The sequence below is a fragment of the Collinsella aerofaciens genome (assembly GCF_015546965.1).
GTDB lineage: Bacteria > Actinomycetota > Coriobacteriia > Coriobacteriales > Coriobacteriaceae > Collinsella > Collinsella aerofaciens_X.
The window spans coordinates 202,040-226,422 of sequence record NZ_JADMUF010000001.1 but is presented as its reverse complement, the minus strand read 5'-3'; the positions used below and the strand labels follow the sequence as shown (position 1 = coordinate 226,422).

Below are 24,383 nucleotides of genomic sequence, written 5' to 3'. Positions count from 1 at the left end.
CGCTGCGCCGGCATCACTTCACGTCAAACTCCACGCGATCGAGTTCAGGCACGTTGAGGTCGATGAGCTTGCGGGCGAGGTGACGGTCGTGTGCCCCAAGCGCCTCACTCGTCGTTACATGGGCGACAACCTCGCGCTCGACGAGGCCCTCCTCCTCGCCTTCGGTGGCCGAGGTCTCGACGGCGACGGTGTAATCCTTAAAGCCTGGCAGTATCGCGGCAAGCTCGCGCGTAGTTTCGGTGACGCCATAGCCGTCCTGCACGCCGGCCTGCGCTGAGCCAATGGAGCCCGCGGTCATAACGATGCAGGGGATGGCAAAGATCACCGTACCCACGATGATGCGGCGGCGCACCTTGCGCGACAGCTCGTCGACCTCGGCGTTTTCCTCGGCGGTCACAATGCCGTCGCCGTTGAGGTCACGCTTGAGCGGCACGCGCAAGATAAGTAATACGGCTTCGGCCGCCAGTGCGATAAAGACGACGTTGATGCCAAACTCGTAGAGCGCCGAGAGGAACAGCGACCCGCTCGCGATGGCGATGCCGTAACCCGCCGCACACAGGGGCGGCATGAGCGCGGTCGCCACGGCCACGCCGGCGATGAGCGTGGCGGGTTCCTGATCGCGCGAGTTGCCCAGGCCACCCGCAAAGCCACCTGCGAGCGCGACGGCAAGGTCCCACACAGTCGGTGTCGAATTGTCGATGATGGCGGCCGTGGTGGTGCCGAGCGGCGAGAGCTTAAAGTACAACGTGGACGTGACTAGGCAAAAGGCCATCTGCAGGGCAAGGCCGGCGACGGCCTCGACGGTAATCTCGCGGTCGAGCGTGGCAATACCGTATGCCATGGCAAGGACCGAGCCCATGAGCGGGCAGATGAGCATGGCGCCCACGATGGCGATATCCGAGTCGATATCGAGGCCAATGCTCGCGATAAGCATGGCGATGATAAGGATGCATAAGTGCGAGCCGGTCAGGCGCGCCCCGTTTACAAAACGCTTGCGAATCACGTGATAGGGCGCGCGGCCCTCGCGAATGTTGAATGCCTGCTTAAGGAAACGGCCGGCGTTCTCCAGGGCCTCGCTATGGGCAGGACGGATGCCGTGGCGCCGATGATGGCGCTCGCGCAATCGCTTGAGCTGTTGTTTGTCGAGTTCCATGTCCACCTCGTTCTAGCACGGGCCGCCTTGCGCTTGCTGCTATTACTCTACACCGTGGCAAGTGGAACAGATTCCGGGGCGCGGGATGGGGCGTCCAAACGGCTTTGCCTGCATTTAGCAACGCCTCGCAAAATGAATCAATCTCAACTGCATATGTGACGGAACTGTGTCGAAAGCTGTTGAACAACCGAATTGCCCGCTTTGCCGCATTGTTGCGCAACAAAGACTGGGAAATGCGGCCCTAGACTCGCGGTAACGCAGATAGCGTTGTGTCGAAGGGAGTACAGCATGGCAAAGTACAGTCCAAAGCATCTTTCGTCTCCAGCTAAGGCCGTCAACATGAGAGGCGTCGCTAACCGCGCCGTCGCGACCGTTTTGACGGCAGGCCTGATCGCCCAGCCGCTCATGTCGCCGCTGGCGGCAATCGCCGCGCCGACCGGTGACACCACCGATGCCGCAAAGGGCGAAAGCCCCATCGAGAGCACCGTCGTTGCCGGCAACCAGGCGGTCGCGAAGACGGCGGCGCAGCTGGCCGAGGAATCGGCAAAGCAGTTTGAGGCTGCCAAGGCGGCCTACGATGCGGCTCAGAAGAAGGCCGACGCCGCGGGCCAGGCGCAGAAGCAGGCTCAGCAGCAAAAAGATCAGGCTTCGCAGGCCGTGACCGATAACGCGGCCGAGCAGAATGCGGCAGAAGTCGCTGCGCTTCATGAGAAGATCGACGAGCTCAAGGCGGCCGTCGACAAGGCTGAGGAGCAGCAGAAGAAGCTAGGCGACCTGAACGGCCAGCTCGACCAGGCCAAGAAGAGCGTTGAGGACAAGGCCCAAGCGCTCAAGGATGCCAAGGCCAAGCGGGACGAGGCCAAGACGGCTTTCGATGACGCCAAGGCCAAGCTCGATGCTATGGGCATGGATAAATACGAGGCCGCCAAGAAGGCTGTCGAGGACGCGCAGGCCAAGCTCGATGCGGCGAATGCCGGCGTGAAGACGGCCAAGGGTGAGCTCGATGCCGCTAAGACGGCTGTCTCCAATGCCGAGCAGGCAAAGAGCGATGCCGAGTCTGCTCTGACGTCCGCCCAGGCCAAGAAGCAGGAGACTGCCGCTGCCCTCGCCACCGCAACCACCGCACAGGCCAACGCCCAGAAGAAGCTGGACCAGGCACAGGCTGCGCTCGATGCCGCTACTTCTGGCACGGGCGTCGACCTGAAAGCGCTCGAGGCCGCCAAGAAAGCTGCTGCCGGTGAGTTCAAGGACGCGCAGGCGGAGCTCAATGCCGCGACGGATGCCGACGCCACCGCACAAACGAACCTCCAGGCCGCACAGACTGCTGCCAGCGCCGCGCAGGAGAAGGTCAACGCCGCCAACGCTGCCGTTTCGTCCGCGCAGACTTCATACGACGAAGCCAACGGCAAACTCGGTGATCTGACCAGCAAATACAACACCGCCAAGGCTGCTTACGAGCAGGTCCAGCAGACCGAGGCGGACAAGAAAGCTGCCTACGATCAGGCCGTAAAGGATAGGGACGACAAACGCGCCGAGTACAAGGCAGCATGCGATGCCGCAGACGCTGCGGAGGATGCCAGCGATGCCGCTAGCGCAGAGGTGGACAAGCTTGAGCAGCAGATTGCCCAGCTCAAGTCCAGCATGACCGTCGATCAAGACATCATCAATAATGGCATGCTCGGTTTTATGGCCTACATTAGCAACGGCAGCGATTTCACTGCCCAGCAGAAGGCCAATGCCGTTAATGCTCAGGGCATGCTCACTGGTCTCATTCAGAAGGCTGATTGGTATGACAGCTATGTCGATCAGGATATGTCTCGCGATACCAATCCGCTTTCTCTTGAGCAGCTGCGCAATGCACTGACGTATCTCGATACCCAGAACAATCTCCGCAAGGCCAACGGGCAGTCCGAGCTAAGTGTCAGCCTCCGCATGACGGCCGCGGCAGCGCTCAACGCATCCTATTCATCGAATATGCAGACACACTCAAATCGTTACGCCGATAATGCGGAGAATCTCGCCATGGGCGGCGGCGTCTATACCGGAGGCGAGACTGTCGACACGCTCGGCTGGCCCTACACCGGTCTCTATACGGAGGAGAAAAATAACTATGAGAATTGGATTAGGAAGTACGGAGAGGATAGTGAGGAGGGGCAATTCCTTATTGCAAATCGCTATAACAGTGTGAACATTTGGTTCAGCTGCCCCCAAGTCTTCTCCGGAACCTATGACGAGCATGGCAATCCCAACGGTGACGCCTGCGGACACTATCTTAATATCATTGATTCGGCCCATAAGGCAATTGGCATCGCCACTGGAAGCGGCAAGGGTGTCGAGGCGTTGATGACGATTTTCGACTACAGCAATGATTCTACACAAGCTGATTTCACCGTCTCCGAGTTCAAGAAGCTCGTGAACGACTACATTGACTCTGCTTACAGCGCCGGCGGCACGCAGGCACAAAAGCAGCAGCTCAAGGAGCTTCAGAGCAAGCTCACCGATGCGCAGAAGATGTTTGGAACTGCTAATGCTGCCTATAACGCTGCGCTCAACAAGCAGTTTGACGCTCAAGACTCCTTCATCACGGCCAATACGAACATGAATACCGCCAAGGGCGAGTATGAGAATGCGCAGGCTGCCACTGCAACCGCCAAGGGCGCCTATGACGCCGCTAAGAGCGAGCTCGATGCTTCTGGCATTGACATCGATGCTCTTCAGCAGAATCTCAACACCGCCAAGGGCGAGGCGACCGCCGCGCAGACCGCGCTTGACGAGGCGAACTCCAAGCTCACCGAATGCCAAACGAACGCCTCTAAGGCTTCGACTCGTAAGCTGAATGCTCAGAGCAGCTACGATGCCGCCAAGGCGAAGTCCGACCACGCCAACAAGGCCTATGCCGACGCCACTGCTTCGGTCAAGGACCTTACCGACAAGCGCGAGGCTGCAAGGGAGGATCTTGAGGGCAAGAAGAGCGCGTTTGCTTCTGCCGAAAAGGCCGACGCCGCCGCTCGGGCCGAGGTAAAGAGCGCTCAGGTTACACAGACTGCCGCGGCAACGGCCCTCTCGAATGCTCAGCAGGAAGTCGCCAACAAGGAGCAGTCGCTTGCCGCCGCACAGCAGAAGGTCACGTCTGCCCAGACGGCCCTCGCTGCCGCGAAGGCCGCATTCCAGCGCTATGCCGATGCTCAGAGGGCGCTTGATGACGCCGAGGCAGCCCATAAAGCTGCTGTCGCCAGCGTGAACGCTGCCCAGGATCAGCTCGATGCCGCCAACCAGGCAGTCGAGGACGCCAAAAAGGCCATCGCCGATGCCCAGACCGAGCTTGCTGCTGATCAGACCCTTCAGGCCGATCTTGAGCATGTCGATGATGAGGCTTCCCTTGCTGCTGGCGTAACGGTATTCAACGCGGGCTGGACGGCACAAAATCAGCTGCCCAAGCTCAATGCTGCCTATGCTCGCTACAAGGCTGCCGTCGACGCCGAGAAGGGTCTGAAGCAGGCCGAGACCGACGCCGATGCCAAGCTGTCCGATGCCAACGACGCCTATGCCGCCGCGCTGGCAGAGCTTAACGACGCCAAGGATGCCCTGGCAGCCGCACAGGCCGAGTACGACAAGTATCATCCCAAGGCCGAGCCGCAGGCCAAGCCCCAGGTTGCGCAGGCCGCCGCAAAGGCCCCCGCTGCCAAGAAGCAGGCCGCGGATGGTGCGCTCGCCCAGACGGGTGACACCTCCGCGCTTGCGGGCGAGGTCTTCGTCATCGGCGGCATTACGCTCGTAGCTGCGGGCGTGACGCTGGGCGATCGTCGTCGCAAGCAGATGTAGTATTTTGAGTACTGGTCTCGCATGAGCTGCGGTTAATTGCGAGACCGACTCGATGGCTCAACCGATAAGGCCGGCGTGCTGTGATACGCAGCGCGCCGGCCTTTCTTTGTATTGGCATCAAAAAGCCCGGTCGGCAGCCACAAAAGCTACCGACCGGGCAAGCCGTAGGCAATATGATTGCGACCGGGCTGTCGCTAAAGTACGAGCGAACAGCTGCTCAGCTTAGCCCAGCAGGCTCAGGCCAACAGAGACAAACGCCAGGATAACGCCGACGATAGACTCGCCACCGAGCAGGCCGCTGGCGACGACCAGGCCCTGCTCCTGGAAGGCGGCATCCTTGGCGGCCTTCTCCTCGTCCGAAAGACCGGCCTCGGCGTCGCGGTGAGCGGCCCACTTGTCGTAGGCGAGCTTAACGCAGGAGCCCAGGAAAGCCGTGAGCGACATATAGAACGGCAGGTACACGCCCAGACCGATCATCATGGCCGGAATGCCGAGCCAGTACATGACGATGCCGGCGATAAAGCCGCCTGCGAACCACGGCACGCTCGGGATGCCCGAGACCATGGTGGCGACCACACTTGCCTGCGCGGCTACAAAACTCTTGTCGGGGCCAAAGGCGTCCGGACCATAGGCGGTGACGAGCGCGACCATGACGGCGGCGGCGACCAGGGCGCCCACGATGCCGCCGATGGCCTGGCCAACCCACTGCGCGCGCGGGTTGGTGCCCAGCACGGCGCCGGCCTTAAAGTCGTTCATGACGTCGCCCGCAAGGCCGCACGCTACGGCCACGATGCCGGCGATAAAGAACAGCTTGACCTGAGCGAGCTGCGCGAAGGCGGCAACGATGAGCATGACGATGAGGCCGAAGATCTCCATGGGGTCGATACCCGTCTGGCCGCAGCTCTGCGCGCTCATGATGGTGGTGACAAAGGTGAACAGCGTGACGATGACGGCTGGAACGGGGCCAAGATCGAGTACGATGGCAACGATCACGGCGATGGCGGCAGCGCCCAGGCCGATGATACCGGCGTCGAGCTTAAGGGAGCCCGAGATGAGCGACTGCTCGTCGGTGTCGGTGGAGCTGTCGGCGGCGAGGCCGCGGACGATACCGGCGACCTGCGGCAGGATGTCCTTGAGGACGACGGCGACGCCAAAGCCCATCATGAGGCCCATACCCAGGGACTTAACAATGCCCTGTGCGGTCATAACGTCAAACAGACCGGCAGCGGTGCCGCCGACGATGATGCCAAAATTGCCCAGCAGCGCGCCGGCAAACCAGAACGCGACGGGGGCGAAGCCCACCAAAAAGCCGATGGACAGCAACATGGGCGAGTTGTAGATGGCAAAGGTCACGCCGGGGATATTGAGCGTGCACAGCATGCTGGGCACCACGCCCAGGGCGTCGCGAAGCACGCTGTAGATGCCTGCGATGGCCATGGAGCCAAAGAGCTGCTTGCCGGTCTTGCCGCCGGCCTCGGTGGCGCGCAGGGTCTGAGCTGCGGCGTTGCCGGTGGGGAACTCAAGCGCGGCGTCCACGATAAAGTGACGGTGGATGAGCGCTGTCGCCAGAAGGCCCAAGATGGTGCCGGCGAGCGCCACGATAAACATGTCGAGCCAGCTGATCTGGTCGGCATAGCCCAGCATCCAGGCGCCCGGGATGGTAAACGCCAGGCCGCCGGCGACCATGGCGCCTGCGGACATGATGGTGTGGGTGACGTTTGCCTCGTTGAGGCTGGCGTTGCCCATGAGCTTAAGGAAGAACAGCGAGATGACGGCAGCGAAAATGATCGGCCAGGGGAGTGCGCCCATCTTGAGGGCGGTGTAGGCCGAGCTTGCCGTGATGATCACGCAGCCAAGGACGCCGATGACGACGCCGCGCAACGTGAGTTGCCCACGCATCGAAGCGCGGTTCGAGGGATTGCTCATATAGAACTCCTTTGCGTATATCCGCTTCCCCCGGGAGCGCCGTTACGGATACGGCGCGGGAAGTCGGGTTACAAAGGCCGCCGCGTGAGCTCGCAAACGACCGCGCACCAGTATAGCCGCAAGCTAGTCATTTTGGGATGACTGGTTTAGGTAGGCGATATACTGCTGGGCAGACGAAAGGAGCGCCGACGATGCTTAATGGGTGCGCATATATATTGACGGTCGACGTGGGCAACACGTTCATTCGCTTTGGCCTGTTTGCAGAGGATTCGGCCGCGGCGCAGGAATGTCCGCTTGCGACGTGCGAGATCACCACGCCGTCGAGCATCACGGCGGACGAGGCGCGCATGCGTCTCGTGCAGGTCATGGCCGCACTGGCGGCCGATGCGGGCATGCCGGGCGCGCTTGTGCCCGCGGCTGCTGTGCTGAGTTGCGTGGTCCCGGCGCTCGTGCGCCCGTGGAAGGCGGCGCTTTCCCGTACCTGCACGGGGCGCGTGCTCACCGTGGGGCCGGGACTTAAGACCGGCATACCCGTGCACTACGATGACCCGGCCGAGATCGGTCCCGACCGCATCGCCGACGCCGTGGCTGCCCGCGCCGTCTACGGCTCGCCGTGCATTGTGATCGACCTAGGCACGACGACCAATATCGAGGTCATCGACGCGCGCGGCACCTTTGTCGGCGGCGTTATCGCGCCAGGCCTGGCCCTCGGCGCCCGCTCGCTTTCGGCGGCAGCAGCGCGCCTGCCCCAGGTTGAGCCCTCGGCGCCGACACACGTCATCGGTCGCAACACGCGTGAGGCCATGCGCTCGGGCGTGGTCTTGGGCGAGGTTGCCCGCATCGACGGCATGCTCGACATGGTGCTCGCCGAGATGCGCGCGACCAAGGCCGCGGGGGAGGGCAACGTGCCCATCGTCATTACCGGCGACGATGCCGAGGCGCTTGCGGCGCTGGTCGGCCATAGCCTGACGGTCGACGATGCGCTGACGTTGCGGGGTCTCGCCGAGCTCTACCACATCAACCAAAAGCCCCGCCGCGCGTAGCGATGGGGGCGATGGGACAAAAACGTCTCCACCTTCCACCTGCTACAATGGGTCAAACTATTGCGATTTCGGAGGTGTCTGCCATGTCGGACGATCTTCATCAAACCGCGTCGGGCAAGCGCCGCGACGTCATTAGCTGGGATGAGTTCTTTATGAGCGTGGCCATCGCCGCGCAGCGCCGCAGTAAGGACCCCAACACGCAGGTGGGCGCGTGCATCGCCAGCACCAACCACCGCATCCTTTCGGTGGGCTACAACGGTACGCCCTCGGCGCTCAACGACGACTTTTTCCCGTGGGGCACGAGCGATGACCCGCTGCAGGACAAGCATAACTACGTAGTTCATGCCGAGGCCAACGCCGTGCTCAACTACCGCGGCTCGCTCAAAGACCTCGAGGGTTCCACGGTCTACGTCACGCTGTTTCCGTGCCACGACTGCGCCAAGATCCTGGCGCAGGTGGGTGTGGGCGAGGTCGTCTACCTGGACAATAAGTATGCCGACACCGATGACGGCCGTATCAGCCGCCGCATTCTCGACTCCTGCGGCATCAGCTACCGCCAGGTCATCGTCGATGTCCAGATTGGTACCGGGGGACAGGCTCAGCAGTAATATGCGTTGTCGCTATCTGACGACGAACGCAGCTCAAAGAGCCCCGTCCCAAATTGACTACTCGTGAAAGTCGCGTCTGCGCGCATGGACGGCTCGTGAGCGGGTACATGGCTGTAGTAACATAGCTTCTGTCCGCGGGCGTGCCCGCGTTATTGTGAGAAAGGAGCCCCTGTGGCTGTTAACGAAGAGCTGCTTAAGAAGGTTCTTGAAGAGATCCGCCCCAACCTGCAGGCCGACGGCGGCGATATGGAGTATGTGGGCGTCGACGACGAGGGCGTTGTCAAGCTGGAGCTGCAGGGCGCTTGCGCCGGCTGCCCCATGAGCTCACTGACCTTGTCTATGGGCATCGAGCGCATCCTGAAGGAGCATGTACCCGGTGTTACCCGCGTTGAGCAGGTCAATGCTTCCGGCGAGGCCGAGGACCTGTACGACGAGTACGCGCCGTTCTAAGATGCGAAAGCTGCGGACGGTACGCTCCGCATAGACGTTACGCCCAAACATGCGGCTGCGAGCGTAAGGCCCGCGGCCGCATTTGTATGTAGGGAGCAGGGGATCGATATGCTCAACGACCTCTACCATATGCTTGATCCCGTCGCGATCTCGGCGGGCCCCATCACCATCTACTGGTACGGCCTGGCCTATGTGGTCGGCGCCCTGCTTACGGCAGTCGTCATGTATCGCACGCAGCGCCGCTGGGGCTTCGACATTACGATTGATGACCTGACGAGCGTCGTGGTCGGCGCGGTCTTTGGCCTCATCATCGGCGCGCGCCTGTTTTACGTCGTCTTTTATGGTGATGGCTACTATTGGACCCACCCGCTCGAGATCTTTGCCACCAACGAGGGAGGCATGAGCTTCCACGGCGGCCTGGTGGGCGGCATCTTGGGCGGCATCATCGTGTGCCGCATGTACAAGCTTGACGCCTGGACCGTCGCCGACCTTGCTGTGATCGGCGCCCCGCTGGCCCTGTGCCTGGGCCGTTGTGCCAATTTCGTCAACGGCGAGCTGTGGGGCAAACCGACTGATCTGCCTTGGGGTGTGGTCTTTGGCGGCACCGCGGGCGATATGCCGCGCCATCCCTCCCAGCTCTACGAGGCGTTTCTTGAGGGCGTCGTGCTCTTCTGTATTGTGCAGGTGCTCAGCCGCAAAAAGCCGCTGCTGCCCCAGGGTACGTTTATGGGCGTGTTCGTGATGGGGTATGGCATCGTCCGCTTTCTCGTTGAGTTCGTGCGCGTGCCCGATGCGCAGCTGGGCTATCTGTTGGGCGGCGTCATCACTATGGGCCAGCTGCTGAGTTTGCCGCTCGTGATCGCCGGCCTGGCGCTCATCATCTTCGCCCGACACCGCAATCGCCCCCAGCGCATCTACCTCGACGCCTAACCAAGACCACCGCAAAGGGGACAGGCACCTTTGTGGTGGTCTTGCCGAGTTTGATAGGTTTCTAGAAAGGCTTTCGGACTGTGAAGGATTCCGACCTCTCCACAACGGCTGCGCGCGACGCTGCCCGCATCGTCTGGTTTAAGCGCTATCCCGCCAAGCAGACGCTCATCGCATTTTTGCTCGCACTGTTGGCGACCACGGCGTTTTCCATCGATCCCGCCCCGGTGTCGAGCAACGCGGTCTTGGCGATTGACCCCAAAGCCTCGGGCATGCTGTACGTGTGCTACGAGGTGCTCCTCTCGTTTGCCGGCCATACCGACGCGGTCATGCTGCTTGCGCTTGCCTGCCTGCTCACGCTGCCGTTTCGCTACGTATTCTTTGGCCGCGGCGACGCTTGGCGTCCCTCGGTGATCCTTCCGTCGCTGTTCTTTGCCGTCTGCATGGTGTTTGGCCGCAGCTACGACCTCACCGATTCGGCCGAGATCGTGCTCGGCGACAAGGCCCGCATCATCTGCGCCTGGATAGGCGGTGTGGGCTGGATGCTCTTGGCGGTCGTTGCCTTCTACCTTACCTTTGAGTGCCTAGATTGGCTGAGCTCTCGGCGCATTCCGTTTTCCGAAGCGCACTTTGGCCGCGTATGGCGTGTGGCTCACGCCGTGCTCTCGGTCCATCCCTTTGCCGGGCCCTTCCTGGTGCTTATGATCGCCTGGGCGCCCACACTCATCGCTTCGCTGCCCGGCCTTTTTATGGGAGATACGGGTGCGCAGATTCGCCAGTGGTTCAACTATCCCAACGGCACGAGTGACTACTTGCGTCTGCTCAATCCCAATGTGTTGCTCAACGGACATCACCCCGTGGTGCACACGGCTATCATCGGTTCGTGCGTCCAGCTGGGGCTTTCACTGTTCAACAGCGCCAACGCAGGTCTTGCTATCTACACCTGCGCTCAGTTCATCATTACGGCCGCCTGCATGGCCTATTCCATCTCGTCGCTGCGCAAGCTGGGCGTGAGCCTGCCGGTCCGCGGCGCGGTCTTGCTGTTCTTTGTGTTTATGCCCATGTTCTCCAACTACGCGGCCCTGCTTACCAAAGATGTGCTGTTTGCCGACGCGTTTTTGGTGCTGTTGGTGCAGACCGTGAAGCTCGTGGCATGCGGCCTGCCCCGTCGCGATGCCAATGCCGAGCGTGCGGGCGAACAGAGGCCCGTGCTCTTTGCGCGCCATGACTGGCTGCTGCTCGCTCTGGGCACCATGGGTTCCACGTTTCTGCGCAACGGCGGCCTGGTGTTTCCCCTGGCGGCATGCGTAATCGCGGCGGCGTTTTGCGCATGGGACGCGCATGTGGCTCGTCGTGCAGCCAAGCAGGATGGTGCTGCGCCTTCGGATGCCATCCCGCGTTTCCGCTGGGTGGGAGTTCTTGCGGTGCTTGCATTCTGCCTTGCCTCTAATATGTATTTCACCAAGGTCTTTATGCCGGCGCACGACATCACGCCTGGTTCCAAGCGCGAAATCCTCTCGATTCCGTTCCAGCAGACGGCTCGTTTCGTCCAAAAGCACGACGGCCTCAACTCGGGCGTCAACCCCACGGTTAAGGAGGACGGCACCATCGTGGAGGCTCCTTGCGACGGCTTGGTGACCGACGAAGAGCGTGCCGTGATCGACCGTGTGCTCAAGTACGAGAATCTGGGCCGCCGCTACAACCCGGATAAGTCGGACGCCGTCAAAAATTGCTTTAACGAGTACGCCTCGCAGGAGGACATCAAGGCCTATTTTGAGGTGTGGGCCCAGATGTTCAAAAAGGATCCCGAGTGCTATATCTCGGCGCTCATCAATAACTACTACGGCTACTTTTATCCGAGTGCCCGCGATGCGTGGGTCTACAGCACGGCGCGCAGCGCCGAGATTATGGCGAAGCCCGATAACCTCAAGTACTTCGACTTCCATCCGGCCGATAGCAAGGTCGTGCGCTGGTGCGATCACCTGATCAACCTGTATCGCGTGGCGGTGCAGCGCATACCGTTTATCTCGCTCACCATGAGCTCGGCCACCTATGTGTGGATCATGATCGCCGTGGTGGTCTATCTGTTACGTCGCCATTCGTGGCGCGGGCTGGCCATTTGGGTGCCGCTTTTGGGCGTGCTCGCCGTGTGCCTGATCGGTCCTTGCAACGGCTCGACCTACATGCGCTACCTGTATCCGGTCATCGCCTGCATGCCCTTTGCCATCGGCGCTACCATTACCCGCAGCGACCTCCTCTGGTCCTAATTTGGTGTAAAGGGGACAGGTTGCTTTGCACTACCCCAATGCACCAAAGGGTTGTATCATCACGACGCCTTCATTTTGGGGTTTATCTCACAGGCCAGTAGGTATATCATAACGACGTTTGTTTATATTGCCCGAGCATCTGCGCTGGGCTTTAGGTCGAAACCGATAGGAGACACGTATGTCCGGACACTCTAAGTGGGCCACAACCAAGCATCGTAAGGGCGCGCAGGACGCCAAGCGTTCCGCCCTCTTCTCCAAGCTGAGCCGCAACATCACCGTTGCTGCCCGTCTCGGCGGCGACCCGCTGCCCGAGAACAACGCCAGCCTCGCCGCTGCTGTTGCCAAGGCCAAGGCTCAGTCCATGCCCAAGGACAAGATCAAGTCCGCTATCGACAAGGCCTTCGGTTCGGGTGCCGACGCCGCTGTCTACGAGAACATCGTGTACGAGGGCTATGGTCCCGCCGGTGTCGCCGTCTACGTCGACTGCCTGACCGATAACCGCAACCGCACTGCCGCCGATGTCCGTTCCGCCTTCTCCCACGCTGGCGGCAACCTGGGCACCTCCGGCTCCGTCGCCTTCCAGTTTGAGCGCAAGGGCCAGATCGTCGTCGCCAAGGAGATCCTGGACGAGAACGCCAAGAAGGAGACCATGATCGCCAACGGTGCTGCCGGTGACGAGGATGAGTTCATGATGGCAATCGCCGAGGCCGGTGGCGAGGACTACGAGGACGCCGGCGAGGAGTGGATTGTCTGGACCGCTGCTAACGACGTCATGGCTGTCTCCAAGGCACTCGAGGAGCAGGGCATCCAGGTCAAGGGCTCCGAGACCACCATGGTCCCGACCACCCCGACGGAGATCTCCGGTACCGACGCCAAGAAGGTCCAGCGCCTCATCGACCGTCTCGAGGAGCTCGACGACGTCCAGGACGTCTACAGCACCATGGACATGACCGACGAGGTCATCGCTGCCCTCGAGGAGGAGTAGCGCCCACACGGGTTAAGCCGTGCATATCTGGGCATAATGAAGCGAGCATGCAAGCCTCGTGGAATAGATGAGCCGGATCCGCGTGCGTATGGCACCGGACCCGGCTCTTTTATAATGATGCGAGCCGTTTTGCATTCTGTGGACCGAAACCTGAAGGGAGCGCGCGTGCGCGTACTCAAACGAGCCCTAGCGATCGTGTATCTTGCCGCCGCCATCGTGGCGCTGGGTACGCTTGTCTGCCAGTTCTGGGGACCGTATACGTATCGCTTTATGCTGCTGTTGCGTGACACCATGCCTCGCGTCGTCGTTACGGTGTGTGCCGCTATCGTGGCGCTTGGCGTGCTCATCGGTTTTTTCCGCCTGATGTTCGCGCGTCGTGAGCCGTCCTGCGTGCATCCGGCGGGGGAGCGCAATATCGAGGTTACGCTCGCAGCGCTTTCCTCGTGCGCCCGTGCCGCGGCGGAGTGCGATGATCGCGTGATGGTTGAGCATATCGAGGCGCGCGTTCAAGGCTCCGACGAGTCGCGCGTTCGTTTTAAGGTCGAGGCCATCGCGCTGGATGATAAAGACGTCGCCTCTCTTGCCACCGCGATGCAGCAGCGCATCGAGAAGGCCTGCGACACCATGCTCGGCACGCCGGGCACGACCGCGCGCGTCCGTTTTTTGCCGTCCAAGACTACCGTCCAGACCGTGGAGGTTTCCGGTGAGTGATACCAACCAAGACAAGACCGCCCGCACGCCGCGCCTGACGATCGACCAGAACGCTACGCCGGCAGGCGAGACCACCGACACCAAGCCCGAGGCCGGCGAGCAGTACGACGGCGCCGCCAACGACTTTGACGAGGCCATGGGTCTCATCAAAGGTACGGGCGCTGCTATCTGGAGCTACGCCGTGCGCCACCCCAACACTACGCTCGGCGCCGTGGCGGGCTTTATCCTCGCCGTGCTGGTACTTACGTTGGGCCTGTGGGACACGCTCGTCATCGCATTCTTTGTGTTGATCGGCGCCGTGATCGGCCAGATTCGCGACGGCGAGAACGGTATCGTCAACTTCTTCGGGCGTCTGTTTAGCGGCCGCTAATATGTATTCGACTGTCGCATCCGTGGCAGACATAAGGAGGAACCATGGCTTTTAACACGAAGGTCGATGTGGCCGATACCGAGCTCGAGGCAGACGAGACCGTCGCCGCCGATGCGGAGGATGTAACGCTCGAGGACGAGACGCTCGTCGAGGCCGAGTCCGAAGACGAGGCGGACGAGGCGGACGAGGACGACGAGGAGGCGGACGAGTCCGAGGACTCGCTGACCTATTCCAACGGCGTGATCGAGAAGATCGTCGCCATGGCCACCCGCGAGGTGCCGCACGTTCTGGGCATGAAGGGTAACCTTATGCACTTTGTGCAGGAGCAGTTTGGTGCCGAGAACCTGACCAAGGGCGTGACGGTCGAGGTCACCGACGACAACCGCGTGGTCGTCAACATCTCCGTCATCATCGAGTACGGCGCCTATGCGCCCGCGATCTTCGACGATGTCAAGGCACGTGTCACCGAGCGTCTGGCCGCGATGACCGGTCTTGAGGTGGCAGGCGTCAACCTGCGCATCGAGGATGTCATCACCCCCGAGGAGTACGAGCACCGCACCAGCCAGCACGAGTAACCTACCAATAAGGGATAGGTTTATTTTGGCAGGTTTTAACTGCGAAAACGCCAAACGGTCGACAGCGCAAGCAAAAGCGCAGTCGACCGTTTTCTATATAGCCTCGATCTAGTCATACCGCTCGTCTAACTAAGGGTTGCAATCTTCGCGTTCCGCGTTACCCTAATGGGCGCATTGTTTCCAAATTGTTAACGAGGGGTTGCCGTAATGCCGACGAACACGAGACCGAAAGCAAGGCATGGGCGATTGAGGCCGCTGCGGCAGAGGCGGCGTCGCGTGCCGCCGAGGAGGTGCATCGTCCTCCGGTGGTGCCGATGGAGCGCGTTGTCGGTCGCGAGGATATCGAACGTGGCGAGCGCGCCGGCCGCAAGCGCAGCCAGGAGCCAGGCTTTCCGCGCTTTTTTGCCGAGCTCAATTTGGGGCTGATCCTCACGGCCTTTGCCATCGTGGCTTTCAAAACGCCCAATCACTTTGCCTTCGGCGGCACCTCGGGTGTGTCGGTCATTCTTTCCACGCTGTTCCCGACTCTGCCCGTCGGCGTCTTTATGTGGATTATCAACGCGGTCCTGGTCATCCTGGGCTTTATCTTTTTGGAGCGCAAGGCAATCCTTTGGAGCGTCTTTGCCTCGTTTGCGCTTTCGGCCTACGTCTCGCTGTTTGAGCTCTTCATCCCGACGGATGTTTCGATGACGGGCGATATGTGGCTCGACCTGTGTTTTGCCGTCATCTTGCCGGCGCTGGGCAGTGCCATTGTCTTTGACATTGGCGCCTCGACGGGCGGCACCGACATCCTTGCCATGATTCTCAAGCGTCGTACGACGCTCGAGATCGGACGCGCCTTGTTGCTGGTCGATATCGGCATCGTGACCGTCGCGGCTTTCCTGTATGGCCCGCGCGTCGGCCTGTACTGCGTACTTGGCCTGTTTGCCAAGACGCTCGTGGTCGATAAGGCCATCGAGAGCATTCACCTTCGTAAGGTCTGTACGATTATTTGCGCCGAACCGCGCAAAGTCGAGGAGTTTATCGTCAAGCATCTCAACCGCACAGCAACAATCAGCCGTGGTTACGGCGCCTTCTCGGGCAGGTGCGTCACGGTGATTATGAGCGTGCTGAGCCGTCGCGAGGCCGTGCAACTGCGCCGCTATGCGCGCGAGGTCGATCCGGGTGCCTTTATCACGATTGTCGACAGCTCCGAGATCGTCGGCAAGGGTTTCCGCGGCACGAACTAGCGCGGACACACTCATCAAACAATCGAAAAGCGCCTCGCGCGTTGCAAATACGTCATCTAAGAGTATTTGTCCTCACATTGGGTGATAATGATGCCAAAGACATCGTTTGCGATCCAGGTGATTCGCTCTAGATACGAAGGGATGATTTCGATGTTCTGTTCGCAGTGTGGCGCTCCTATGGGCGATAACGACAAGTTCTGCGGCGTGTGCGGTGCCCCTAATGCTGGTGCTGCAGCTTCCGCCCCTCAGGGTCAGCCTCAGCCTCAGCAATTTGTCCCTCAGCCTCCCACGAACGCGCTCAAGGGCTGTGTAGCTCAGGCGTTTGAGGATATGACCAAGACTCCGGGCGTGCTGCAGCGCGTGTGCCAAATTGCTTTTTTGCCGGCGCTTATCTGTGTCGTGTCGGTGCTCGTGCTGTTCATCCCCGTTATCGGCGGTATTGCAGCTGCCATCGGCTTTTTGGTCGCCTACGTGGCGAGCGTGTGCGGTTCGGGCTTTGGCATCGAGTGGGGTCGCGATCTGTCGCTTAAGATCGATGACGGCATGGAGCGCCCGTTGATGCGTTCCACGTCGTTTGGTCTCGGAGTCTTTTCGAGCGTTATCTCGGTCGTGCTCGAGGTTATCGCTGCCATTCCCGTGATCGGTGTAGTGCTTTCGCTGGTGGAGGGCGTGGTAATTGGCGCTGCGGGCTCGTATTCTTATTACGGCTCTTATGCGCTCGAGGCTGCGCTGTTTGGCTCGCTTGGCTTGCTTGTCCTGGCTATGATTGCCACGGCGGTCCTGGGGGTCTTCTTTAAGATGTTCGCCGACATTGCCGTGATGCATTTTGCGGTGACCGGTCGCGTCGAGAGCGCGTTTTCGCTCGATAAGGTTTGGGCGGCCTTTAAGAACAATAAGACCAAGCTGTTCTGCGCTTCGTTCCTTCCCGAGTTTTTGACGGGCTTGGTCGCCAACGTTGTCACATGGATCTTGACGGTCGTCTTTGGCGCCATTGCCTCTGTCGGTATGTATAGCTACTACTATCGTCCTACGGGTATCGAGGCGATTGTTACCGGCGGTGGCATCACACTCGTGCTGTTCCTGGTTCTGGTCGCTTTTGTCACCGTATTTCTTACGGTCTTTGGCAAGATGCTCAAGCATCGTGCCGTTGGCTATTGGGTTGCACGTTATGCAAGCGAGTGGGCCGACGAGGACAAGGACGACGTCCTGACTTTTGTATTGCCCTTCGAGAAGAAGCCCGCTCCCTCGGGTTACAGTGCTCCGGATGTCGCGCCTGCACCTGCACCTGCACCCGAGCCCGCGTCTGAGCCCAAGCCTGCGCCCGAGCCGGCGCCCGTGCCTGAGCCTGAGCCGGCACCTGCACCTGAGCCTGCGCCCGAGCCTGAGCCGGCGCCCGAGTCAAGTACCGACGAGGACCCTCAGGACGAGTAGCCATGCCGCCCGTCATTTGGGGGCGAGGTAGAAATAGCGCTTGACAAATGAGCGGGGGCGGACGTGTTGAAACGTCCGCCCCCGCTTTGCTCTAGCCAGGCTGCTATGGATGGGTGTGACGACTACTCGTCGTGTTTCTCCTCGTGACGAGCGGCGGCGCGGGCTTCGTGGATGCCCTTGATCGCGACATGGCGAGCCGTGCGGGCATCATGGATGGCGTTACGAGCCTCGGCGGTCGTCGCCTTGGCAGAGCGCAACTTGGCGGCCAGTTCGGGGTTGGTTTCGGCGACCGCGGTAATCGCGGGGCCGTCGAGCTCCTCTTGCGTGGGCTCGGCCAAAAAGTCGATGGCATACTGGGCTGCCACCATGGAGCCCTTTGCCAGCACGCTCTCGTCAATCTTGTAAAAGCAGGAATGTTGGGCGTACGTGGCGCCAATCTTGGGGTTGCGCGTACCTACAAAGGCGAGCACGCCCGGTACGCGGCGCAGGTACTCCGAAAAATCCTCGCCCGAAAGCGTGCCGCGATAATGGCCTTGGCCGGCGGGGCCCAGACACTTAATTACGGCCTGACGGCAGCGCTCGCTCGAGGCCGCGTCGTTTTCGACCTTGTAGTTGGCGATGGTGTAGTCGGTGAGCTCTGCCTCGGCGCCCAAGGCGGCCGCAGTATGCTCCACGATGCGGCGCATAAGCTCCGGCATTTCCTCGTGGGTCGAATCACCGTAGGTGCGCACCGTGCCGGCGAGGTAGGCCGTGCCGGCGATAACGTTGCGCGCGGTGCCGCCGTGCAGCTCGCCGACGGTGATGACAGCCGGCTCGTAGGGGCTGATCTCGCGCGAAACGATGGTCTGCAGGGCGTTGACGATCTCGGCGGCAACCATAACGGCGTCGTGGCCGCGCTGGGGCATGGCACCGTGGCACGAGGTGCCGCGGACATCGATGCGGAACCAGTCGGTATTGGCCATGCGCGGGCCAGGCTCACAGCTTACGGTGCCGGCGTCGACCTCGCTCCAGATGTGCGCGGCGTAGGCGCCATCGACACCGTCGAGCACGCCCGTGCCGATCATGAGTTTGGCGCCCTGGCCGTTTTCCTCACTGGGCTGGAAGACGATGCGGACCTCGCCGTGGATGTCGTCGGTCATATGGCGCAGGATCTGCAGCGTGCCGAGCATCATGGCGATGTGACAGTCGTGGCCGCAGGCGTGCATGCAGCCCTCGTTGACGCTGGCGAAATCCTCGCCGGTCTGCTCGGTGACGGGCAGGGCGTCGATATCGGCACGCAGCAGGATGCGGCGGCGCGGCGTGCCGTCCTCGCGATAGGCGTCGGGCGCGGTGCCGCGAAGGGTCGCCACCAGGCCCGTCTTAAGGGGGCGCTCGTAGGGGATATTCATGGCGTCGAGCTGGTTGGCGATGTCAGAAGTCGTGCGCTCCTCGGCGAGGCTCAGCTCCGGGTGCTTATGGAAGTGGCGGCGCTGCTTGATGATGTAGGGTTCAAACTCGGTAGCGATATCTTTGATGGCTGCGGTGACGTCGTCAGCCGCGCGAGCCTCGGTCGCCGCCATAATCTGCTGTGCCTTGGTCTTCGTCATGGTCGATTTGCTCCTTGCTGGTTGAATCGCAAAATCGTACAAGCTCTTTCCAGTATGCCACCTGCCACTTGGCCTGGCAAAGCCGCCGTTTGTCGTTTTGCATTTTGTAGCTGGGGCGGGGGAGTACACTCGGGAGTGTTGAATTTCCTGCTAGAGACGGGGATGCCCATGCAGCATATTGATCGGATCATTCGCTCCAAGAACGTCTTTACCGCACAAGATGGCGTCGATAATGCCCGTGAGCTGGCAATTGCCATCTCGGGCGATCACATTATGGCGGTCGGCAAGCCCGACGATGTGATTGCCGCGGTCCCTGCTGCAACGCCCGTCGTCGACTATGGCGAGCAGTTTGTCTGTCCCGGTTTTCATGACGCCCATCTGCACTTCTTCCATACCTCGGTCGGCTCCTCGCCTTACATGCTCATGGATATGGGCACGTCCGAGGCGGCGCTGGTGCAACATGCGCTCGAGTTTTCCCAGGACCTGCCCGACGACGCTTGGGTTGTGACGCAGGGCTGGCGCGACTACCGTTGGGACCCGCCCGAGCATCCTACCAAGGCGTCGCTCGATGCGGCATTCCCCGATCGTCCCTGCGTTATGTATTCGGGCGACGGGCACACGCTTTGGCTCAACAGCCGTGCACTCGAGGCGCTCGGCGTCACGCGCGACAGCGAGCCGCCGGCGGGCGGCAGCTACAACAAGGACGCAAACGGCGAGCTCACGGGCATTGCTCACGAGGCGGCTGCCATGCAGCTGCTGCCGCGCTGCCTTGAGTGGCTGGGGGAGGATCGCATTGCAAGCGCTTATGCCGATCAAATGAGGCGTATGGCCGAGCAGGGCATCACCTCGATATGCGATATGTCGCTCATGCCCATGCCGGGCTGCGATTTTATCCGCGACGACGTCTACGACAAACTGCAGGCAGCCGGCAAGTTGGGCATCCGAGCCCATCTGTTCCCCACGCTGCTGGATGACCAGTCGCGCTTGGAAGAGCTGCAGACCCGCTACGCGAACAACGCGCTGCTCTCGGCGCCTGGTTTTAAGCAGTTCTTCGACGGCGTGTCGAGCGAACACACGGCATATCTCACCGAGCCCTATACCAATCCGCGCTTCCCGGGCGACCAGGGCCGTCTGACGGTTCCCGCCGAGCGCATGCGCAAGCTGGTTCTGGCGGCAGCCGAGCGCGGCCACACCGTGCGCATCCACGTTATCGGCGACGGCGCCATCCATGCCGCACTCGATATCTTTGAGGAGGCGGCAGAGCTCTACGGCTTGCCCCAGCACGGCCATAATACGCTTGAGCATTTGGAGAATCTGCTGCCCGAGGACATCGATCGTCTGCGCAAACTCAACGTCATTGCCTCGAGTCAACCCTGCCATATCACGCTCGACCCGGGTGGTCCGGAGCGCGACCTGGGCTTGGAGCGCAGCCGCATCATGTGGCCGTTTGCGACCTATAAGCAGCACGGCATCCGCCAAGCCTTCGGCACCGATAGCCCCATCACAGCCGTTACCAGCATGAACGTGCTCTACACGGCTATCACGCGCCAAGATCCCCGCAGCCACTGGCCCGAGGGCGGCTGGTTACCGAGCGAGCGCATCGATGCAGCAACAGCCCTGCGCAACTACACATTGGGCAGCGCCTACGCAGCGAGCGACGAGCAAAACCTCGGCAGCTTGGAGCCCGGCAAATACGCCGATCTGGTAGTCCTGGACCAGAACCCACTCACCATCGACCCCCAAGAGCTGCAAGCCACCAAGGTTCAGGCCACCTATCTGGCAGGTAACTTAATCTACGAGCGCTAGCCCCATACCCCACCCATAAGGGGCACGTTCCAGCAACGTGCCCCTTTCTTGTTCGCACCATCTGCATCGCCATTTTGCTGCACTGACTTTTCTGAATGCCGGGCCCGAATAAGTTACCCCAGCTCCCGGGACGGACCGGAGGGCATGAAGTTTGTCGCGAGTTCCGCACGCAAAGGAAAGCACTTAATGTGCTTTCCGTCTTGCGCAGGACTGTAGAGCAGCAAACTTCATGCCCTCCGGTCCGCCCCGGAGTCACCGCTAAGTTATCCCCCGGCATTCAGAAAATCTAAGTGCCAAAAAATAAGATTTTTTGACTCCGTGTTGTATAACCCGTCATTCGTGGGTACCATTCAACGCGTACGCAAACAAAAAGGGTTAATTCGCGTGGTATAACCGCGCGGCCCAAAAAGGAGGAGACAAGCATGTCGTCTTTGAAGCCGCTTGCAGATCGTGTTCTGGTCAAGCCCGACGAGGCCGAGCAGAAGACCGCTTCTGGTCTGTATATCGCCAGCAACGCTCAGGAGAAGCCGCAGCGCGGCACCATCGTTGCCGTGGGCGCCGGCAAGGTCAACGACAAGGGTGAGCGCATCCCCATGGACGTCAAGGTCGGTGACGTTGTCATCTACGGTAAGTTCGGTGGCAACGAGGTCAAGGTCGACGGTGAGAAGTATCTGCTGATGCGCGCCGACGACATCTACGCTGTCGTCGAGGCCTAGTCTCGTCGGAATCTCTGATTCGTCTTTGAACGCGCCTGCCGCATAGGACTCGGAAGCGGCGACGCGAGTCACATTTCTTTTGGAGGATTACCTACCATGGCAAAGAACATTACGTTCAACACCGATGCCCGCGCTAAGCTTGCCAAGGGCGTCAACACTCTGGCCGACGCCGTTACCGTCACCATGGGCCCCAAGGGTCGCTACGTTGCGCTGCAGCGCACGTTCGGTGCCCCGACCATCACCAACGACGGCGTTTCCGTCGCCAAGGAGATTGAGCTCGAGGACAACATCGAGAACATGGGTGCCCAGCTGGTGAAGGAGGTCGCCACCAAGACCAACGACACCGTGGGTGACGGCACCACCACCGCAACCCTGCTCGCCCAGGCCATCGTCAACGACGGTCTGCGCAATGTCGCCGCTGGCGCCAACCCGCTGGCGATTCGTCGCGGCATCGACAAGGCTGTTAACGCCGCCGTCGCCGAGATGAAGAAGCAGGCTAAGCCGGTCGAGACCAAGGAGCAGATTGCTTCCGTCGGTACCATCTCTGCCGGCGACCCCGAGGTCGGCGAGAAGATCGCCGAGGCCATGGAGGTCGTGGGCAAGGACGGCGTTATCACCGTCGAGGATTCTCAGACGTTCGACATTACCATCGACACCGTCGAGGGCATGCAGTTCGACAAGGGCTATGTCTCCGCTTACTTCGTCACGGACAACGACCGCATGGAGGCCGTGATGAAGGATCCGTATATCCTCATCACCGACCAGAAGATCTCCAGCGTTCAGGACATCATGCCTGTTCTCGAGGCTGTCCAGCGCGCTGGCCGTGGCCTGCTCATCATCGCTGAGGACATCGACGGCGAGGCTCTGCCGACCCTGGTCCTCAACAAGATCCGTGGCGCCCTCAACGTCTGCGCCGTCAAGGCTCCGGGCTACGGCGATCGCCGCAAGCGCATCCTCGAGGACATCGCCGTCCTCACCGGTGGCCAGGCAGCTCTCGACGAGCTGGGCGTGAAGGTCGCTGACATCACCGCCGATATGCTCGGTACCGCTAAGTCCGTCACCATCTCCAAAGACAACACCGTCGTCGTTGGCGGCGCTGGCTCCAAGGAGGCCATCGACGCCCGTATCGCTCAGATCAAGGGCGAGATGGAGAACACCACCTCTGACTTCGACCGCGAGAAGCTCCAGGAGCGCCTGGCCAAGCTCTCCGGTGGCGTTGCCGTCATCAAGGTCGGCGCTGCTACCGAGTCCGAGCTCAAGGAGATTAAGCACCGCGTCGAGGACGCCCTGCAGGCTACCCGCGCTGCTGTTGAGGAGGGCATCGTCGCCGGCGGCGGTGTCGCCTTCATGGACGCTGCTCCTGCGCTCGACGCTGTCGAGATCGACGACCCCGAGGAGAAGATCGGCGTCGATATCGTCAAGAAGGCTCTGACCGCTCCGGTCGCCACCATCGCCAAGAACGCTGGCTTTGAGGGCGCTGTCGTGGTCGACAAGGTTGCCGAGCTGCCCGCCGGCCAGGGTCTCAACTCTGCCAACGGCGAGTGGGGCGACATGATCGAGATGGGCGTCCTCGACCCCGTCAAGGTCAGCCGCGTCACCCTGCAGAACGCTGCTTCTGTCGCCAGCCTGATCCTCATCACCGAGGCCACCGTCTCCGATGTGCCCAAGAACACTCAGCTTGAGGATGCTATCGCTGCTGCCACCGCTGGTCAGCAGGGCGGCGGTATGTACTAAGGCCGACAAGGTCTAGAACTCCCACCGGGGATCCGGGGGCGTGACGGGGGCTTCTCTCCGGAACGTCCTCGGACATGCAAAGAGGCTCCGCATCGCGCTTCGCGCTGCGGAGCCTCTTTGCGTCCTGACGCTCCTATTTGGCAAGGTGTTTTTTAGAATCCGTTTTGTGCTCGGCCTCGAAGGCTTGCCTGTCCCAATCGAGCGGAAGTCCGGCCTCGACCCACGCCTCGTAGGCCCTCCTTATGGGCTTGAGCTCCCTTTGGCCCCTCTCCAGCATCGAGATGTACTGGCGCCCGGCGAGCTCGACCTCACGCCCGGCTGCATCGACAGGGCCAGGGCCGCGAGGGGCGAGGGGCCGCTGGCGGGATAGCCGGCGCGCCGGGACATGGGCCGGAGGGCCCGTTGCGCTGAGTCCGGAGCGGCTGCGCGGCGGGCTGGCGGAGCATGCCGCGGCAGGGTGGGGACGCCGGCCTCCATAGCCTCTCCACCTGCGGAAACGAGGCGACGGCCAGGTGCCGGGAGCTAGTTCCGCGTTGCGCTAGCTGCGGAAACGCGGGGTCCGTTCAGGCTGTTGCGTTGAGATTGAAAATCAACCAATTCGAGAAGTGTGCGTATAATATAGTAATTGAGTAATTGCTCAACTAAAAAATAAAAGGAGGTTCATGCCATGGCTCATTCGGAATACACCTGCAACTGCGATGTCATTCACGAAGATGTGGTGAATGAGGTTCGGAATAAGCTGCAAACAAAAGAGGACTATATCCAGCTTGCGTCCCTGTTCAAGCTGTTTGGTGACGGAACGCGGGTGCAGATTCTTCATGCGTTGGAGCAAAGCGAGATGTGCGTCTGTGATCTTGCCGTGCTGCTTGGCGTCACGAAATCGGCGGTTTCTCACCAGCTCAAGGCATTGCGGCTTGCCAATCTTGTCAAATTCCGCAAGGAGGCGCAGATTGTTTATTACTCTCTCGCTGATGACCATGTGAAAGAAATCATCGACAAGGGGTTTGAGCATCTGAAAGGCTGACCCCCCCCTTCTTTTTACCA

At 61.0% G+C, this 24,383-nt stretch carries 19 protein-coding genes; 16 read left to right on the top strand and 3 right to left on the bottom strand.

The window, feature by feature from the left end:
* Positions 1-13: 13 nt before the first annotated feature.
* Positions 14-1,153, bottom strand: a complete 1,140-nt coding sequence (locus I1M21_RS01020) for a DUF389 domain-containing protein (RefSeq protein ID WP_195192059.1) — start codon at positions 1,151-1,153, stop codon at positions 14-16.
* A gap of 288 nt (positions 1,154-1,441) precedes the next feature.
* Between I1M21_RS01020 and I1M21_RS01015 the strand changes: the two genes are divergently transcribed.
* Positions 1,442-4,975, top strand: a complete 3,534-nt coding sequence (locus tag I1M21_RS01015; protein WP_195192058.1) for a CAP domain-containing protein — start codon at positions 1,442-1,444, stop codon at positions 4,973-4,975.
* 222 nt (positions 4,976-5,197) lie between these two features.
* On the opposite strand, the gene I1M21_RS01010 is transcribed toward I1M21_RS01015, so the two are convergent.
* Complete coding sequence (locus I1M21_RS01010) at positions 5,198-6,901, bottom strand: OPT/YSL family transporter (protein WP_195192057.1); 1,704 nt, start codon at positions 6,899-6,901, stop codon at positions 5,198-5,200.
* A gap of 191 nt (positions 6,902-7,092) precedes the next feature.
* Between I1M21_RS01010 and I1M21_RS01005 the strand changes: the two genes are divergently transcribed.
* The 11 genes from I1M21_RS01005 (at position 7,093) to I1M21_RS00955 (ending at position 17,497) form a co-directional block, all read left to right on the top strand.
* Entirely contained in the window at positions 7,093-7,944 is an 852-nt protein-coding gene (locus I1M21_RS01005) for a type III pantothenate kinase (RefSeq protein ID WP_195192056.1), read from the top strand.
* Between the two features lie 83 nt (positions 7,945-8,027).
* Positions 8,028-8,552, top strand: a complete 525-nt coding sequence (locus I1M21_RS01000) for a deoxycytidylate deaminase (protein WP_089572276.1) — start codon at positions 8,028-8,030, stop codon at positions 8,550-8,552.
* Between the two features lie 171 nt (positions 8,553-8,723).
* Positions 8,724-9,002, top strand: a complete 279-nt coding sequence (locus tag I1M21_RS00995; RefSeq protein ID WP_035137589.1) for a NifU family protein — start codon at positions 8,724-8,726, stop codon at positions 9,000-9,002.
* A 108-nt stretch (positions 9,003-9,110) separates the two neighbouring features.
* Complete coding sequence (lgt, locus tag I1M21_RS00990) at positions 9,111-9,932, top strand: prolipoprotein diacylglyceryl transferase (RefSeq protein ID WP_195192055.1); 822 nt, start codon at positions 9,111-9,113, stop codon at positions 9,930-9,932.
* Positions 9,933-10,012: 80 nt separating this feature from the next.
* Positions 10,013-12,196 carry a DUF6020 family protein gene (locus I1M21_RS00985; protein ID WP_271762619.1) on the top strand — a complete coding sequence of 728 codons (2,184 nt, stop codon included), beginning with the start codon at positions 10,013-10,015 and terminating at the stop codon, positions 12,194-12,196.
* Positions 12,197-12,374: 178 nt separating this feature from the next.
* A complete protein-coding gene (locus I1M21_RS00980) occupies positions 12,375-13,181 on the top strand; it encodes a YebC/PmpR family DNA-binding transcriptional regulator (RefSeq protein WP_195192054.1) in 807 nt (268 codons plus the stop codon).
* A gap of 165 nt (positions 13,182-13,346) precedes the next feature.
* Positions 13,347-13,892, top strand: coding sequence for an Asp23/Gls24 family envelope stress response protein (locus I1M21_RS00975; protein ID WP_195192053.1), 546 nt, complete (start codon positions 13,347-13,349; stop codon positions 13,890-13,892).
* A complete protein-coding gene (locus I1M21_RS00970; RefSeq protein WP_271762623.1) occupies positions 13,885-14,262 on the top strand; it encodes a DUF2273 domain-containing protein in 378 nt (125 codons plus the stop codon). Before I1M21_RS00975 ends, I1M21_RS00970 begins: the two co-directional genes overlap by 8 nt.
* A 44-nt stretch (positions 14,263-14,306) precedes the next feature.
* Positions 14,307-14,837 carry an Asp23/Gls24 family envelope stress response protein gene (locus I1M21_RS00965; protein ID WP_195192052.1) on the top strand — a complete coding sequence of 177 codons (531 nt, stop codon included), beginning with the start codon at positions 14,307-14,309 and terminating at the stop codon, positions 14,835-14,837.
* Positions 14,838-15,151: 314 nt separating this feature from the next.
* Positions 15,152-16,066 carry a YitT family protein gene (locus I1M21_RS00960; protein WP_411160861.1) on the top strand — a complete coding sequence of 305 codons (915 nt, stop codon included), beginning with the start codon at positions 15,152-15,154 and terminating at the stop codon, positions 16,064-16,066.
* 150 nt (positions 16,067-16,216) lie between these two features.
* Positions 16,217-17,497: a zinc-ribbon domain-containing protein gene (locus I1M21_RS00955; RefSeq protein ID WP_195192050.1), complete on the top strand. Its 1,281-nt coding sequence runs from the start codon at positions 16,217-16,219 to the stop codon at positions 17,495-17,497.
* Between the two features lie 122 nt (positions 17,498-17,619).
* On the opposite strand, the gene I1M21_RS00950 is transcribed toward I1M21_RS00955, so the two are convergent.
* On the bottom strand, positions 17,620-19,083 hold the full coding sequence (locus tag I1M21_RS00950) for a M20 family metallopeptidase (RefSeq protein ID WP_195192049.1): 1,464 nt from the start codon (positions 19,081-19,083) through the stop codon (positions 17,620-17,622).
* Between the two features lie 168 nt (positions 19,084-19,251).
* Between I1M21_RS00950 and I1M21_RS00945 the strand changes: the two genes are divergently transcribed.
* The 4 genes from I1M21_RS00945 to I1M21_RS00930 all read left to right on the top strand — a co-directional run bounded on the left by I1M21_RS00945 (position 19,252) and on the right by I1M21_RS00930 (position 24,363).
* Complete coding sequence (locus tag I1M21_RS00945) at positions 19,252-20,889, top strand: amidohydrolase (protein WP_229025491.1); 1,638 nt, start codon at positions 19,252-19,254, stop codon at positions 20,887-20,889.
* A gap of 422 nt (positions 20,890-21,311) precedes the next feature.
* Complete coding sequence (gene groES, locus I1M21_RS00940) at positions 21,312-21,605, top strand: co-chaperone GroES (protein WP_022094351.1); 294 nt, start codon at positions 21,312-21,314, stop codon at positions 21,603-21,605.
* A 96-nt stretch (positions 21,606-21,701) separates the two neighbouring features.
* Positions 21,702-23,339 carry a chaperonin GroEL gene (groL, locus tag I1M21_RS00935; protein WP_006234938.1) on the top strand — a complete coding sequence of 546 codons (1,638 nt, stop codon included), beginning with the start codon at positions 21,702-21,704 and terminating at the stop codon, positions 23,337-23,339.
* 667 nt (positions 23,340-24,006) lie between these two features.
* On the top strand, positions 24,007-24,363 hold the full coding sequence (locus tag I1M21_RS00930) for an ArsR/SmtB family transcription factor (RefSeq protein WP_195192047.1): 357 nt from the start codon (positions 24,007-24,009) through the stop codon (positions 24,361-24,363).
* Positions 24,364-24,383: the final 20 nt, after the last annotated feature.

Excerpts from the sequence above, each read along its gene's own strand:
- I1M21_RS01020 (WP_195192059.1), bottom strand. The coding sequence starts at position 1,153 with ATGGAACTCGACAAACAACAGCTCAAGCGATTGCGCGAGCGCCATCAT.
- I1M21_RS01015 (WP_195192058.1), top strand. The coding sequence starts at position 1,442 with ATGGCAAAGTACAGTCCAAAGCATCTTTCGTCTCCAGCTAAGGCCGTC.
- I1M21_RS01010 (WP_195192057.1), bottom strand. The coding sequence starts at position 6,901 with ATGAGCAATCCCTCGAACCGCGCTTCGATGCGTGGGCAACTCACGTTG.
- I1M21_RS01005 (WP_195192056.1), top strand. The coding sequence starts at position 7,093 with ATGCTTAATGGGTGCGCATATATATTGACGGTCGACGTGGGCAACACG.
- I1M21_RS01000 (WP_089572276.1), top strand. The coding sequence starts at position 8,028 with ATGTCGGACGATCTTCATCAAACCGCGTCGGGCAAGCGCCGCGACGTC.
- lgt (WP_195192055.1), top strand. The coding sequence starts at position 9,111 with ATGCTCAACGACCTCTACCATATGCTTGATCCCGTCGCGATCTCGGCG.
- I1M21_RS00980 (WP_195192054.1), top strand. The coding sequence starts at position 12,375 with ATGTCCGGACACTCTAAGTGGGCCACAACCAAGCATCGTAAGGGCGCG.
- I1M21_RS00965 (WP_195192052.1), top strand. The coding sequence starts at position 14,307 with ATGGCTTTTAACACGAAGGTCGATGTGGCCGATACCGAGCTCGAGGCA.
- I1M21_RS00960 (WP_411160861.1), top strand. The coding sequence starts at position 15,152 with ATGGAGCGCGTTGTCGGTCGCGAGGATATCGAACGTGGCGAGCGCGCC.
- I1M21_RS00955 (WP_195192050.1), top strand. The coding sequence starts at position 16,217 with ATGTTCTGTTCGCAGTGTGGCGCTCCTATGGGCGATAACGACAAGTTC.
- I1M21_RS00950 (WP_195192049.1), bottom strand. The coding sequence starts at position 19,083 with ATGACGAAGACCAAGGCACAGCAGATTATGGCGGCGACCGAGGCTCGC.
- I1M21_RS00945 (WP_229025491.1), top strand. The coding sequence starts at position 19,252 with ATGCAGCATATTGATCGGATCATTCGCTCCAAGAACGTCTTTACCGCA.
- groES (WP_022094351.1), top strand. The coding sequence starts at position 21,312 with ATGTCGTCTTTGAAGCCGCTTGCAGATCGTGTTCTGGTCAAGCCCGAC.
- groL (WP_006234938.1), top strand. The coding sequence starts at position 21,702 with ATGGCAAAGAACATTACGTTCAACACCGATGCCCGCGCTAAGCTTGCC.
- I1M21_RS00930 (WP_195192047.1), top strand. The coding sequence starts at position 24,007 with ATGGCTCATTCGGAATACACCTGCAACTGCGATGTCATTCACGAAGAT.